9 protein-coding genes and 2 pseudogenes are annotated in these 14,494 nt (G+C 62.0%); 9 read left to right on the top strand and 2 right to left on the bottom strand.

The window, feature by feature from the left end; all coding sequences use genetic code 11:
- The first annotated feature begins 5 nt into the window (after positions 1-5).
- The 3 genes and pseudogenes from RL_RS19320 to RL_RS40615 form a co-directional block, all read left to right on the top strand.
- The gene (locus tag RL_RS19320) at positions 6-359 is read left to right on the top strand and encodes a DUF6867 family protein (protein ID WP_011653197.1); all 354 of its coding nucleotides are present in this window, start codon (positions 6-8) and stop codon (positions 357-359) included.
- Between the two features lie 120 nt (positions 360-479).
- Positions 480-1,601, top strand: coding sequence for a branched-chain amino acid ABC transporter substrate-binding protein (locus RL_RS19315; RefSeq protein WP_003542332.1), 1,122 nt, complete (start codon positions 480-482; stop codon positions 1,599-1,601).
- A gap of 100 nt (positions 1,602-1,701) precedes the next feature.
- A pseudogene (locus tag RL_RS40615) lies at positions 1,702-1,900 on the top strand (D-glycerate dehydrogenase); the annotation flags it as partial.
- An 18-nt stretch (positions 1,901-1,918) separates the two neighbouring features.
- Here RL_RS40615 and RL_RS19310 read toward each other — a convergent pair.
- Together RL_RS19310 and RL_RS19305 are read right to left on the bottom strand one after the other, a co-directional pair.
- Positions 1,919-2,836 (bottom strand): response regulator transcription factor, encoded by a 918-nt coding sequence (locus RL_RS19310; protein WP_011653196.1) that lies wholly within the window; start codon positions 2,834-2,836, stop codon positions 1,919-1,921.
- On the bottom strand, positions 2,829-6,215 hold the full coding sequence (locus RL_RS19305) for a hybrid sensor histidine kinase/response regulator (RefSeq protein ID WP_011653195.1): 3,387 nt from the start codon (positions 6,213-6,215) through the stop codon (positions 2,829-2,831). The genes RL_RS19310 and RL_RS19305 overlap by 8 nt, the downstream gene beginning before the upstream one ends.
- 180 nt (positions 6,216-6,395) lie before the next feature.
- Here RL_RS19305 and RL_RS19300 point away from each other — a divergent pair, with 180 nt between their 5' ends.
- From RL_RS19300 to urtE, 6 genes and pseudogenes are all read left to right on the top strand, one after another.
- Positions 6,396-8,300 (top strand): acid phosphatase, encoded by a 1,905-nt coding sequence (locus tag RL_RS19300; RefSeq protein WP_041936435.1) that lies wholly within the window; start codon positions 6,396-6,398, stop codon positions 8,298-8,300.
- A gap of 195 nt (positions 8,301-8,495) precedes the next feature.
- Complete coding sequence (urtA, locus tag RL_RS19295) at positions 8,496-9,788, top strand: urea ABC transporter substrate-binding protein (protein ID WP_011653193.1); 1,293 nt, start codon at positions 8,496-8,498, stop codon at positions 9,786-9,788.
- Between the two features lie 115 nt (positions 9,789-9,903).
- Positions 9,904-11,556, top strand: a complete 1,653-nt coding sequence (gene urtB / locus RL_RS19290; RefSeq protein WP_011653192.1) for an urea ABC transporter permease subunit UrtB — start codon at positions 9,904-9,906, stop codon at positions 11,554-11,556.
- Positions 11,553-12,617 (top strand): annotated as a pseudogene (urtC, locus tag RL_RS19285) (urea ABC transporter permease subunit UrtC); the annotation flags it as partial. The gene urtB and the pseudogene urtC, both read left to right, overlap by 4 nt.
- A 104-nt stretch (positions 12,618-12,721) precedes the next feature.
- The gene (gene urtD / locus RL_RS19280; protein ID WP_041936434.1) at positions 12,722-13,477 is read left to right on the top strand and encodes an urea ABC transporter ATP-binding protein UrtD; all 756 of its coding nucleotides are present in this window, start codon (positions 12,722-12,724) and stop codon (positions 13,475-13,477) included.
- Between the two features lie 198 nt (positions 13,478-13,675).
- A complete protein-coding gene (gene urtE, locus RL_RS19275) occupies positions 13,676-14,371 on the top strand; it encodes an urea ABC transporter ATP-binding subunit UrtE (protein WP_003542323.1) in 696 nt (231 codons plus the stop codon).
- Positions 14,372-14,494: the final 123 nt, after the last annotated feature.

Below are 14,494 nucleotides of genomic sequence, written 5' to 3'. Positions count from 1 at the left end.
TTGACATGCAGGGACTTTTCTTCGAAGCGGATGCCGGCCCCCTTGTGGCGATCCGTGTCATCGTCTTGTTCTTAGGCTTCTGGACGGCCTGGCGCGCCGGCAAAGCGGTTGCCGAGGGCTGGAGCGATTATCCGCTGGTCATCGTCTATACATTTCTGCTCGCCTGGGCGATGCAGTTCCTGCATCACGCCCTGTTCAATGGGCCGATGCTCAACGCCTTCTACTATATCCTCGACTTCGTGACGCTGCTGGTGTTCTCGACGGCCGGCTTCCGCTACCGCCGCACCAATCAGATGGTTAACAACTATTACTGGCTGTACGAAAAAACTTCCGCGTTTTCGTGGAAGGACAAACATTGACAGTCCGTTGAAACTAGGCATGAATTGCCTTCCGAGTGGAACAGCTTTCCTGGCGCAGTCAATGGTGGGTAGTGCGCTGGGCCTTGGACCGGAACCCGCCCAAAAATTGGGAGTAATAATATGAAGAAGTCTCTTCTGTCGGCAGTGGCTCTGACGGCGATGGTCGCCTTCAGCGGCAACGCATGGGCCGACGTTCTCATCGCTGTCGCTGGTCCGCTGACTGGCCCGAACGCCGCGTTCGGCGCTCAGCTCCAGAAGGGTGCTGAACAGGCAGCCGCCGACATCAACGCGGCTGGCGGCATCAACGGCGAGCAGATCAAGATCGAGCTCGGCGACGACGTCTCCGACCCGAAGCAGGGCATTTCGGTCGCCAACAAGTTCGCTGCTGACGGCGTCAAGTTTGTCATCGGCCACTTCAACTCGGGCGTTTCGATCCCGGCTTCGGAAGTCTATGCCGAAAACGGCATCCTCGAAATCACCCCGGCTGCGACGAACCCGACCTTCACGGAGCGCGGCCTCTGGAACACGTTCCGCACCTGCGGCCGTGACGACCAGCAGGGTGCCATCGCCGGCAAATATCTTGCCGATCACTTCAAGGACGCCAAGATCGCTGTCGTTCACGACAAGACCCCCTACGGTCAGGGCCTTGCCGACGAAACCAAGAAGGCTATGAATGCCGCCGGCGTCACGGAAGTCATATACGAAGGCATCAACGTCGGCGACAAGGACTTCTCGGCCCTCATCGCCAAGATGAAGGAAGCCGGCGTCTCGATCATCTATTGGGGTGGTCTGCACACCGAAGCCGGTCTTATCATCCGCCAGGCGGCCGACCAGGGCCTGAAGGCGACGCTGGTTTCGGGCGACGGTATCGTTTCGAACGAACTGGCCTCGATCGCTGGCGACGCCGTCGCCGGTACGCTGAACACCTTCGGCCCCGATCCGACGGCGAACCCTGCCAACAAGGAACTCGTCGAAAAGTTCAAGGCCGCTGGTTTCAATCCGGAAGCCTACACGCTCTATTCCTACGCTGCGATGCAGACGATCGCCGGGGCCGCCAAGGCTGCCGGTTCGCTGGATCCTGAGGCCGTTGCCAAGGCCATGAAGGAAAAGGGCCCGTTCCCGACGGTTCTCGGCGACATTTCGTTCGACGAAAAGGGCGACCCGAAGATTCCTGGCTACATCATGTATGAATGGAAGAAGGGTCCGGACGGCAAGTACAGCTACTTCCCGCAGGGCATGTAAGCCTCGCTTCCCTTTATGGGACATGATTATCGAAGCCCGGTTCCGACCGGGCTTCTTTTTTTGGCGGGTGTGTTCAACTCCGGCCTGGCTACCGTGCCGCAATCGCTCATCGATCGATCCCCCGAAGACGGCACGTTATGGCGCCCGGCAGCTCGCTTCGCTGGAGGGGTTGCTGACGGCGAAAAACGGTACGATCCGGGGGTGGGCTTGACGTTTACGAGGCGGAACCTGATGTGCCGGAGGCGCTTCGGCGGATGGAGACCGTCATGGTCCCACGGCATCTCGGCAGCGCGACGGAACCAGCCTCCATCACCCTCTTACATCTCGTACAGCACGTGCGTGGCTTTCACGGCGGCCGAGGCGCGGTTCTCGACGCCGAGCTTCACGTAAATCTGTTCGAGGTGTTTGTTCACCGTCCGCGCCGACAGTCCCAATATTTCGCCGATGTCGCGGTTGGCCTTGCCCTTGGCGATCCAGAGCAGCACTTCGGATTCGCGCTGGGTGAGCGAGAAGCGCTGGCGCAGCACCTCGTCGTCGCTGCGCTGACTGGCGGCGGTGAGGCGGAAGAGATATTCGTCAGGGCCGATTGCGCCGAGGAAGGCGAGCTGCAGCGCCGCCTGGCCGGCATGGGCGATCGAGATGATGCCGTCGCGCACCGCGGCGACGCGGTCGCGCATCCAGCCGGCGATATGGCGGGCGACGATTTCCATGCCGTCGTCGCTGCCCATGGCGGCATTGACCAGCCGTGTCGCTTGCGGCGTTGACCAGTGGATGGCGCCGTCGCCCTTGACTGCCAGCAGATGGCGGCCGGCTGCGTCCAGGGCGATGCGGGCGCTTTGGGCCGAGCGAGCGTTGCGCAAATGAACACGGATGCGGGCACGCAGTTCATCGATGTTGATCGGCTTGCTGAGATAATCGACGCCGCCGGATTCCAGCGCGTGCACGACATGCTCGGTCTCGGTCAGGCCGGTCATGAAGACGACAGGCACCTGCGCCACCGCGGCATTCGCCTTCAGCCGGCGGCAGGTCTCGAAGCCATCCATACCCGGCATCACCGCGTCGAGCAGGATAAGATCGGGCGTGATGCGCTCGACGATACCAAGTGCCGCCGTGCCCGATGTGGCGATCAGCACGGAGAAGCCGGATTGTTCGAGCGCGTCGGTCATGAAGCCGAGGGCTTCGGCGGAGTCGTCGACGAGCAGAACGATGTCGCGGGGGAGGGCCGGCTCAGCCAATGGATTCCACCTTTTCGTCGAAGTCGTGCAGGAAGGTCATGAAGCCGGCGAGATCGAAGGCGGCGACATAGGCGCGAAGTTCCTCCGTGAATGGCTGATTTGCCTCCACCTTGGCAAGGTCCGAAAGCTTGGCTTCAATGCCTCTGATATAGCCGATCTCGCCGAGCCGCAGCAATTCCTGCACATGGGCAGCACCTGGGCTCAGCATCGGCGCTTCGATCTTGACCGGAACGGCTGGCGTGGCATCGGCATAGATCCATGTCACGCCGAGATGCAGGGCGAGCTTGTCGCGCAGCTGGCGGATGTCGACCGGCTTGCCGATCGCATCATTGTGGCTGTCGTCGCTGTCGCTGAGAACGGCCGCATCACCGATATTGGCCGACAGCATCAGCACCGGCGCCGTCTGGCCGGCCTCACGCAGACGCGAGACGAGCTGCCAGCCGTTCATGCCGGGCATCAAAATATCGACGAGGAAAAGGTCCGGCATGATGCCCTCGATCAGCGTCAGGCATTCGCCGCCGCCTGCCGCCGTCAGCACGATGAAATCGAGCGGCGCCAGGATCTCGCGCATCATCTCGCGGTGGTCCTCGTTATCGTCAACGACGACGACCGTGCGGCGCGGGCCGTCATAACCGACAATGCGCTTCTCCTGCGGCGCGGCGGCCACGGCACGCATGACGGCGGACAGCATCAGCCGGACGCGGAAGGTCGAGCCTTCGTCCTTCACGCTTGCAACCGAGATCTCGCCACCCAGCGTATTGGTCAAAAGCCGGGTGATGGTGAGGCCGAGGCCGAGTCCCGGCATCGGCCGCACGCTTTCGGCCTCACCGCGCTGGAAGGGTTCGTAGATACGGGGCAGGTCTTTCTCCGTGATGCCGCGGCCGGTATCGGCAACGGTGAAGGTCGCGACCTGGCTGCGATAGCCGACATCGAACGTGACGCTGCCCTCGTCAGTGAACTTGATGGCATTGGAGAGCAGGTTGACCAGGATCTGGCGCAGGCGCTTTTCGTCGGTGCGGACGAATTGCGGCAAGGCCGGCGCGCGCTCATGGATGAAGGCAAGCCCCTTTGCCTGCGCCTGCGGGCGGAACATATCGACGATCTGGTCGAGGAAATCCTGGATGTTGATCTCGTTGGAATAGACCTGCAGGCGGCCGGCTTCGATCTTGGAGATATCGAGCAGGCCGTCGATCAGCCCGGAGAGGTGTTCGGCGCTGCGGCGGATGACCTTGATCGAGGATTGGCGCGGCGCCGGGATGGTCTCGTCGCGTTCGAGGATCTGGGCGTAGCCGAGCACGGCGTTCAGCGGCGTGCGTAATTCATGGCTGAGCCCGACGACATAGCGGCTCTTGGCGCGGTTGGCGGCCTCGGCCGTCTCCTTGGCGTTCTGCAAGGCAGCGTCGGTCTTCTTGTGGGCGGCGATTTCCTTGAGCAGCAGCGTGTTCTGGCGTGAGGATTCCTCTTCGGCAACGACGCGGCTGTCATGGGCGAGCACATAGAACCAGCAGACGACGCCTGAGATCACCGAGAAGACGAAGAAGACGATGAGGATGGTGCGATTGACGACCTCGCCCGTCTCGGGCGAGGCGGAGGCGACCTGATGGGCGATCATCGCCAGGATTGCGCCGATGGCGGTCAATGCCAGCACGACGGCGATGCCGTAGCGGCCAAGGCGCGTCGTCAGCTTCCCCAGAATGGCTTCCGGCAACAGCGCCTTGGCGACGGTGCCGACCTGCGCGTTGAAACGGGCGGCCGGCTTGCACATGTCGTGGCAGCGGCTGTCGAGCGAGCAGCAGAGCGAGCAGATCGGCGCGGCATAGGCCGGGCACCAGGCCATGTCCTCTGGCTCAAAGGGATGCTCGCAGACCGAGCAGGTGATGTTCGTCAGGTTTTTCCAGCTCTGGCGCGGCTTGCGGGCGAGATAGAACTTGCCTTTGGTCGCCCAGGCGATGACAGGCGAGGCGACCAGCGCGATGACGAGGGTGATATAGGGAGCGAGCGAGGCGGCGATCTCGCCGAAGGCGCCGAAATGAGCGATCAGCGACACCGTCGCCGACAGCGTCATGGCGCCGAGGCCGACCGGGTTGATGTCGTAGAGGTGCGCGCGCTTGAACTCGATGCCGGGAGGAGCCAGCCCCAGCGGCTTGTTGATGAAGAGATCGGCGGAGATGGTGCAGAGCCAGGCCATGGCGATGATCGAGAAGATGCCGAGCGTCTCCTCCAGCAGCCGGTAGATGCCGAGTTCCATCAAAAGCAGGGCGATTGCGACGTTGAACACCAGCCAGATGACGCGGCCGGGATGGCTGTGGGTCAGCCGCGAGAAGAAGTTCGACCAGGCGAGCGAACCGGCATAGGCGTTCATCACGTTGATTTTCAGCTGCGAGACGACGACGAAGGCGGCCATCAACAGCAGCGCGCCATTATGCCAGGGGACCATGTAGCCGAAGGCGGTCAGATACATCTGAGCCGGGTCTGCGGCGCGATCGAGGGGGACGCCCGAGGTGAAGGTCAGCACGACCAGAAATGAACCAGCAAGCAACTTCGGCGCGCCGATGATGACCCAGCCAGGCCCGGCGAGAAAGATCGCCAGGCGGTGGCGCCACTTGCGCTGCGGGTCCGGCGGCAGGAAGCGCAGGAAGTCGGCCTGTTCGCCGATCTGCGACATCAGCGCCAGGATGACGGCGGAGGCAGCGCCGAACTCCACCAGATTGAATTCGGCGATGGTGCCGGGCGGGCCGGAGGCATGGCGGATGCCGGCAAAGGCGCGCCAGAGATCGAATTTTTCCCAGTCCAACAAGGCGATGAAGATGAAGGGAAGGATATTCAGCACGATCCAGAAGGGCTGGGTCATCAGCTGGAACTTGCTGATCAGCCGCACGCCGTGCGTCACCAGCGGGATCACCATGACGGCGCTAATGATGTAGCCGATCCAGAGCGGGATGCCGAGGGTGAGCTCCAGCGCCCCGGACATGATCGATGCCTCGATCGCAAACAGCATGAAGGTGAAGCTCGCATAGATCAGCGAGGTGATGGTCGAGCCGATATAGCCGAAGCCCGCGCCGCGCGTCAGCAGATCGATGTCGACGCCGTGGCGGATGGCGTAGCGGCTGATCGGCAGGCCGATCGCCAGCATGGCGATCGAGGCGACGATGATGGCGTAAAAGGCGTTGGTGGTGCCGTAGGAGAGGGTGATCGCGCCGCCGATCGCCTCCAGCGCCAGGAAAGAGATCGCGCCGATCGCCGTCTGCGAGATGCGCTGCGAGGAGAAATGGCGGGCGCTCTTGGCAGTGAAGCGCAGCGCGTAATCTTCCAGCGTCTGGTTGGCGACCCAGCGATTATATTCGCGTCTCACCGGAATGATGCGTTGGCGCGCTGCCATGTCTTCCTTTCCGGGCATTCCGGTTGGGCTCATCGTCTCTCCGGCAGTTTTGGCGGGATGGTTGGGAAAGGCAAGAGGCGGGCACCGGCTGGTTCACAGAATGGCAATATTTTTGCAATTGATCTGTCACATGAGAGCTCTAACTCTCCCGGCGTTCCTTCAACCATTTGGGGTATCACCATGTCTGTTTTAAGCCTTTGCCGGCTGAGCACTGCCCTCGTCTGCCTTCTTTCCATCGTGCCATCGCTTGCCAGCGCCGAGCAGGCCACGGCGGCGAAAGCGCCTTATGCGCAGGCCGGAAACACCAACAAGCGTGGTGACGCCTGCTTCTCGACGGTGGACACCAACGCCGCCGTTCACCTTCTCTCCGGCTTCCTGGAAATCTGGACCCCGCGCACTCCTTTCGTCGATGCCGGCGTCGAAGCCCCGGCCAAGGACAATTGCCCGGCGGTCGCCAAGACGGATTGGGATGGTATTCCTTCCAGCAAGACCGACGGCCATATCGTCAACCAGGCCGTCCACGACGCCAACATTGCCTATGTCGTCAATGCGACACGGGCGCGGACGGTCGACCAGGCGGTGGCCGCCTATCTCGATGATAGGCGGGGCAAGAATGCCAGCATCGTCGATGGCCTCGGTCCGCTGACGGATGCCTGGAAGGCCGGCTCGAAGCAGACCACCACGATCACCGAGGTGGCGGCCGACGCGACGACGGTCAAATATGACGACAAGGGCAATAATCGCGGCGCCGGCAGCAAGCCGGACACGGAAAACAAGACCGATGCCAATCTCGACATGGGCCTTGCAATCGACTTCATCAACGCCGCAAGCGGTGACGGTTCGACGGAGCCCGCAAAACGCTATTTCAAATATGGCCGTCCCTACCGCTGGAGCCAGGACGTGTCGGTCGTCCCGACGCTGGAGCCCGCCAAAAGCGGCAAGCCGGTCGAGGACGGTGGTTTCCCGAGCGGGCATACGGCGGAAGCCTGGCGGGATGCGCTCGCCATGGCCTATCTCGTGCCGCAGCGCTTTCAGGAAATGATCACGCGCGCCAGCGAGTTGGGTGAAGACCGCATCCTCGCCGGCATGCATTCTCCTCTCGACGTGATGGGCGGCCGCATGCTCGGCACCGCCACGGTCGTCTACAATCTGAACAAGGCCGACAATGCGGCGCTGAAGAGCGATGCTTACGCCCAAGTGCAGGCATGGCTCGTCGCCAAATCCGGCGTTGCGGATGCGGGCGCGCTCGAGGTTGCCGCCCATGCGGCACCGCTGGCTGCAGATCGCTTCGCCGATCATGGCGCCAATCGCGCTTACGTGCTGCAGCGCCTGAGCTACGGCCTGCCGACGATCTATGCGACCGATCAGCCGGCGCGCGTGCCGCAGGGCGCCGAAGCGCTTCTCGAAACGCGTCTGCCCTATCTGGACGGCGAGCAGCGCCGCGCCGTGCTGAAGACGACGGAGATCGCCTCCGGCTATCCGCTGCTCGACGATGCGGAAGGTTACGGCCGTCTCAACCTCTTTGCCGCCGCCGACGGTTACGGTGCGTTCGAACAGGAGGTGACCGTGACGATGGACGCGGCAAAGGGCGGTTTCAATGCGATCGATACCTGGCGGAACGACATCACCGGCAAGGGGAGACTGGTGAAGCGCGGCGAAGGCATCCTCGGGCTGTCAGGCGCCAACAGCTATACCGGTGGCACCGTCCTGGAAGAGGGCGCGCTGGTTGCCCTGTCGCCGTCGGCCTTCGGTCTTGGCGGGCTGACGGTTAACGGTGGTTCGCTGGTTCTGGCGACCGACAGGCCGCTGACCGTCAGCGGCGATTATCAGCAGCTCGCCAATGCCTCGACGAAGCCGGCGCTCGGCGCGAACGGCGGAGGCACGCTGGTCGTCGAGGGCAAGGCGGCGCTGGCCGGCGACCTCGACGTGACGCTTGTCGACGGCTATGCTCCGACGCCCGGAACGAAGATCGAAATCCTCAAGGCGGGTGCCGTGACCGGCACCTTCGGCAAGGTCACGGTCTCCGGCCACAAGGCGAGCCTCTCCTATGGCCCGACATCCGTCACCTTGACGATCGACGGATAATTCCTCCGAGAGAATCGACAGTGCATCTCCCGCGGTGGGGATGCCACCTCTCTCCCGGCCTGCTGCCTGTTTGACCCCCGCGCCTACGTCAATCGACGTATGTGTTTTCGCGCTGCAGCACCCGATAGTTCTTTAAGCAACAGTTAATCTCCGTTTCCGGTCTGTTGCGGAACAAGAAGAGGGGAGTTCAACCAGATGAATCTCAAATCCACTATTACGGGCGCAGCGTTCGGCGCCGTCATGGCGGCCTCGGCTGCCTTCAGCGGTGCGGTTGCCGCCGACGACACGATCAAGGTCGGCATTCTGCACTCGCTTTCCGGCACCATGGCCATCTCCGAGACCACGCTCAAGGACGCCATGCTGATGCTCATCGACGAGCAGAACAAGAAGGGCGGCCTTCTCGGCAAGAAGCTCGAGGCCGTCGTCGTCGACCCGGCTTCCGACTGGCCGCTGTTTGCCGAAAAGGCACGTGAGCTGATCCAGAAGGACAAGGTTGCCGCCGTATTCGGTTGCTGGACGTCCTCGTCGCGCAAGTCCGTTCTGCCGGTTTTCGAAGAGACCAACTCGATCCTCTTCTACCCGGTCCAGTATGAAGGCGAAGAGTCCTCGCGCAACATCTTCTACACCGGTGCTGCTCCGAACCAGCAGGCCATTCCTGCTGTCGACTACCTGATGGAAAAAGAAGGCGTCAAGCGCTTCGTTCTCGAAGGTACGGACTACGTCTATCCGCGCACGACCAACAAGATTCTCGAGGCATACCTGATTTCGAAGGGTATTCCGAAAGAAGACATCATGACCAACTACACGCCGTTCGGCTTCTCCGACTGGCAGACCGAAGTTTCGAAGATCAAGGAATTCGGTTCGACCGGCAAGAAGACTGCCGTCGTGTCTACGATCAACGGCGATGCCAACGTTCCGTTCTACAAGGAACTGGGCAACAAGGGCATCAAGGCAACAGACATCCCTGTCGTCGCCTTCTCGGTTGGCGAAGAAGAGCTTGCCGGCCTCGACACCAAGCCGCTCGTCGGCCATCTCGCTGCCTGGAACTACTTCGAATCGGTCGAAAGCCCGGCCAACAAGAAGTTCATCAAGGACTGGCACGCTTTCACCAAGAACGACAAGCGCGTGACGAACGACCCGATGGAAGCTGCGTATATCGGCTTCAACGCATGGGTTAAGGCCGTCCAGGCTGCCGGCACGACCGATACCGACAAGGTTCTCGACACCATTATCGGCGTCAGCGTTCCGAACCTCTCCGGCGGTTATGCGACCGTCATGCCGAACCACCACATCACCAAGCCGGTGCTGATCGGTGAAATCCAGGCTGACGGCCAGTTCGAAATCGTCCAGCAGACACCTGCCGTCGTCGGCGACGAATGGTCAGATTTCCTGCCTGACTCCAAGGATCTGATCTCCGATTGGCGCAAGCCGATGTCCTGCGGCAACTTCAACGTCGCTACGGGCAAGTGCGGTGGCAAGGGCTCCTGAGTACGACTCCGATCCGATGATTGCCTGAAGGATTCCGTCCGGGGTTTGATCCCGGGCGGAAGCTCCGTCCAGCGATTGCGCCGCGAGGCCAACACTATCAAGGGCGAGAAAGCCGATGTATCGCGCCATAAAGATTTTCCTCATCACGGTTTGCCTGACATTTTCGGGTCTCGTATTTTCAGGCTTTGCATTTTCGGGCCTGACAATCTCGAGCGAAGTCCAGGCCCAGGACGATATCCACGTGCTTATCGACGCGCTCGGCGTCGGCGACTTCCCGGAACGAGAAGCGGCCATCAAAGCGCTGGTCGCTTCCAAGGATCCGCATGTCAGCCAGATCCTGCAGCAGTTGAGCGACGGCCTTCTCTACGTCAATTCCGATGGCGGCCCGGTTCTCCTCCAGGGCGGTACCGATGACGAACCAACCTATTCCGATCCGATCACCGGCGAAGCCGTTGCCGATGTCGATCCGGATCTGATGACGAAGGTCAAGATCAACAACGCGCTTCGCGGCGTCATCGGCGCCGCCACCAGCCAGCTGACGCTGATGAGCCCGGACCGTTCCGCGCGGCTTGCCGCGGCGCAGGGCCTTCTGAAGGATGCCGATCCCGCCAATCTCGACCTGCTGAACACGGCGATTGCGGCCGAAAAGGACGCTGAGATCAAGAATACGATGGAAGCGGCGCGCGCAGTGCTGCTGCTCAAGACGGATGCGAGCGTCGAAGACAAGAAGGCTGCAATCGGTACGATCGCGGCGCGCGGCAATCGCGATGCGCTGACCATCCTCACGACCACACTCGAAACCGCGCCCGACGACCTGAAGCCGGCGATCCAGGCGGATATCAGCTCCATCAATCGCAGCCTGGCGCTGTGGGATATCGTCCAGAACATCTGGTACGGATTGTCTCTCGGCTCGGTACTGCTGCTTGCCGCGATCGGCCTTGCCATCACCTTCGGCGTCATGGGCGTCATCAACATGGCGCATGGCGAAATGGTGATGATCGGCGCCTACACCACCTATGTAGTGCAGGAATACATTACCTCCGCATTTCCTGAACTTGCCGATTATTCGCTGGCCTTTGCCGTGCCTGCGGCCTTCGTCTTTACCGGCTTCGTCGGTCTGGTGATCGAGCGCGCCGTTATCCGCTATCTCTACGGCCGGCCGCTCGAAACGCTGCTCGCCACCTGGGGCGTGTCGCTCATTCTGCAGCAGGCAGTGCGCAGCATCTTCGGCCCGACCAACCGCGAGGTCCGCAATCCGACCTGGATGTCCGGCGTCTTCGATCTCGGCGGGCTCTCCATCACCTGGAACCGACTGTGGATCATCGTCTTTTCGATGGTGGTCTTTGTGGCGCTGCTCCTGCTGCTCAAGCGGTCCGCCTTCGGCCTGCAGATGCGTGCCGTTACGCAGAACCGGCGCATGGCGTCGTCGATGGGCATCCGCACCGGTTGGGTCGATGCCTTCACCTTCGCGCTCGGCTCGGGCATTGCCGGCATTGCCGGCGTGGCGCTCAGCCAGATCGACAATGTCTCGCCGAACCTCGGTCAATCCTACATCATCGACAGCTTCATGGTCGTCGTCTTCGGCGGTGTCGGCAATCTCTGGGGTACGCTGGTCGGCGCACTCTCGCTCGGCGTCGTCAACAAGTTCCTCGAGCCCTTCGCCGGCGCCGTGCTCGGCAAGATCCTGGTGCTCGTCCTCATCATTCTCTTCATCCAGAAGCGTCCCCGCGGGCTCTTCGCACTCAAAGGAAGGGCGGTGGAAGCATGATTACGGCCTTCCTTCTCCGATCACTCGATCGCAAGATCGTCATTGCCATCGCCCTCCTGCTTCTGGTCGCCGTCCTTGTGCCGGTCCTGAACCTGATGACGGGGCCGACCAATCCGCTGCACGTGCCGACTTATATCATGTCGCTGTTCGGCAAGTATCTGACCTATGCGCTGCTGGCGCTGGCGCTTGATCTCGTCTGGGGCTTCTGCGGCATCCTCTCCCTCGGCCACGGTGCCTTCTTTGCGCTCGGCGGCTATGCGATGGGCATGTATCTGATGCGCCAGATCGGCACGCGCGGCAGCTATGGGGACCCTGTTCTGCCCGACTTCATGGTGTTCCTGAACTGGAAGGATCTGCCCTGGTTCTGGTACGGTTTCAACCATTTCTGGTTTGCGGCGCTGATGGTGCTCATCGTGCCCGGCCTGCTCGCCTTCGTCTTCGGCTGGTTTGCCTTCCGCTCACGCGTCAACGGCGTCTATCTCTCGATCATCACCCAGGCGATGACCTATGCGCTGCTGCTGGCCTTCTTCCGCAACGACATGGGCTTCGGCGGCAATAACGGCCTTACCGATTTCAAGGACATTATCGGTTTCAACGTCCAGGCTGACGGCACGCGTGCAGTCCTCTTTGCGGCAACTGCGATCTTCCTGGCTCTATCGCTGCTGATCGCCTCGGCGATCGTGCGCTCGAAGTTCGGCAAGGTGCTGGTCGGTGTACGCGATGCCGAAAGCCGCACGCGCTTCCTCGGCTACCGCGTCGAGCATTTCAAGCTCTTCACTTTCGTCGTCTCGGCGATGATGGCCGGTATTGCCGGCGCGCTCTACGTGCCGCAGGTCGGCATCATCAATCCCGGCGAATTCGCGCCTGCCAATTCGATCGAAGTCGTCATCTGGACGGCGGTCGGCGGGCGGGCGACGTTGATCGGGCCGATCATCGGCGCGATCCTCGTCAACGGAGGCAAGACGATCTTCACCGGCCTCTTCCCGGAGTTCTGGCTGTTCGCGCTCGGTGGCCTCTTCGTTGCCGTCACGCTGCTTCTGCCCAAGGGTGTCGTCGGCACGATTGCGCAATATCTCGGCAAGCGGAAGGTCGTCTCCAAGGCGACCCCGCTGGCGGCTGAGGAAGACGGTATCGAGCCGAAAATCCAGGCAGCGGAGTGAGCGCCATGATCCCCGACGACAAACCCACCAGCGTGCTTTACCTCAACGGCGTCTCGGTTTCCTTCGACGGCTTCAAGGCGCTGAATTCGCTGTCGATCGTCATCGAACCCGGCGAGCTTCGCGCCATCATCGGCCCGAACGGCGCCGGCAAGACGACGATGATGGACATCATCACCGGCAAGACCAGGCCCGACGAGGGCGAGGTGTTCTTCAACGGCACGATCGATCTTACCAAGAAGGACGAGGCCGATATCGCCCAGCTCGGCATCGGTCGCAAATTCCAGAAGCCGACCGTCTTCGAAAGCCATACGGTCTGGGACAATCTGGAGCTGGCGCTGAACCGCCGTCGCGGCGTGTTCTCGACGCTGTTCTACCGGCTTTCGGGCGAGGACAAGACGCGCATCGAGGAGATCCTCGAAACGGTGCGGCTGACGCATCGCCGCGACGAATTCGCCGCCAATCTCTCGCACGGGCAGAAGCAATGGCTGGAGATCGGCATGCTGCTGGCGCAGGAGCCGAAGCTCCTGCTGGTCGACGAACCGGTGGCCGGCATGACCGATGCGGAGACGGCGGAAACTGCGATCCTGCTCAAGGAAATCGCCAAAACCCGGTCGGTCGTCGTCGTCGAACATGACATGGGCTTCATCCGCGACCTCGGCGTCAAGGTGACCTGCCTTGCTGAGGGATCGGTGCTGGCCGAAGGGTCGATCGATTTTGTGAGTTCGGATCCGAAGGTCATCGAGAACTATTTGGGGCGGTGAGCGTCGTGTTTGCCGGCTGCCCCTCACCCTAACCCTCTCCCCGTAAACGGGGCGAGGGGACGTGCCATGCGAGAGGTGGACGAGGGACGGACAGGTCGCGGCATATTCCCTTCTCCCCGCAAGCGGGGAGAAGGTGGCGGCAGCCGGATGAGGGGCAGCGGCCTGCTCCGACAGCAGTTTGAATGTAAAGGGAAACCGATGCTGACAGTCGAAAACGCAAACCTCCACTACGGCGCCGCTCAGGCGCTGCGCGGCATCTCGATCAAAGCGGAGATGGGCAAGATCACCTGCGTGCTGGGGCGTAACGGCGTGGGGAAGAGTTCTCTTCTGCGCGCCGTTACCGGCCAGCATCCGCTGTCGGCGGGCACCGTCACCTTCAACGATACCAAGCTCAACGGCCTGCCGCCCTTTGCCCGCGCCAAGCAGGGCATCGGCTATGTGCCGCAGGGGCGCGAAATCTTCCCGCTGCTGACAGTCAAGGAAAATCTCGAAACCGGCTTTGCTCCGCTTGGCCGCCGCGACCGCAACATCCCCGATGACATCTTCAGTCTCTTCCCGGTGCTGAAGTCGATGTTGTCACGTCGCGGCGGCGATCTTTCTGGCGGGCAGCAGCAGCAGCTGGCGATCGGGCGGGCCATGGTGACGCGGCCTAGGATTCTCGTGCTCGACGAGCCGACCGAGGGCATTCAGCCATCGATCATCAAGGATATCGGCCGGGCGATCCGCTATCTGCGTGACTCCACAGGCATGGCGATCCTGCTCGTCGAGCAGTATCTCGATTTCTGCCGCGAGCTTGCCGACTATGTCTACATCATGGACCGCGGCGAAATCGTGCATGAAGGGCTTGCCGAGACGCTGGATACGCCGGAGGCCCGCCGCCATCTGACTGTCTGACTGTCTAACTGGCAGATGCCGCATTTTGCAGCAGAGCGCGCGGCGTCTGGAAAACCGCCCGCCGCCGCCAAAAGGCCTGCTCGGAGCGGCATAGGAATTGCTTGCTTTCCGCTATCCGCGCGC

This window comes from Rhizobium johnstonii 3841, assembly GCF_000009265.1.
Taxonomy (GTDB): domain Bacteria; phylum Pseudomonadota; class Alphaproteobacteria; order Rhizobiales; family Rhizobiaceae; genus Rhizobium; species Rhizobium acaciae.
The sequence above is the reverse complement of the archived record's forward strand: the minus strand, read 5'-3'. Positions and strand labels throughout refer to the sequence as shown.

What these genes read in the sequence shown, in the direction of transcription:
- urtE (WP_003542323.1), top strand. Translation starts at nt 13,676, where the DNA reads ATGCTGACAGTCGAAAACGCAAACCTCCACTACGGCGCCGCTCAGGCG.
- RL_RS19320 (WP_011653197.1), top strand. Translation starts at nt 6, where the DNA reads ATGCAGGGACTTTTCTTCGAAGCGGATGCCGGCCCCCTTGTGGCGATC.
- RL_RS19305 (WP_011653195.1), bottom strand. Translation starts at nt 6,215, where the DNA reads ATGGCAGCGCGCCAACGCATCATTCCGGTGAGACGCGAATATAATCGC.
- urtA (WP_011653193.1), top strand. Translation starts at nt 8,496, where the DNA reads ATGAATCTCAAATCCACTATTACGGGCGCAGCGTTCGGCGCCGTCATG.
- urtB (WP_011653192.1), top strand. Translation starts at nt 9,904, where the DNA reads ATGTATCGCGCCATAAAGATTTTCCTCATCACGGTTTGCCTGACATTT.
- RL_RS19315 (WP_003542332.1), top strand. Translation starts at nt 480, where the DNA reads ATGAAGAAGTCTCTTCTGTCGGCAGTGGCTCTGACGGCGATGGTCGCC.
- urtD (WP_041936434.1), top strand. Translation starts at nt 12,722, where the DNA reads ATGATCCCCGACGACAAACCCACCAGCGTGCTTTACCTCAACGGCGTC.
- RL_RS19300 (WP_041936435.1), top strand. Translation starts at nt 6,396, where the DNA reads ATGTCTGTTTTAAGCCTTTGCCGGCTGAGCACTGCCCTCGTCTGCCTT.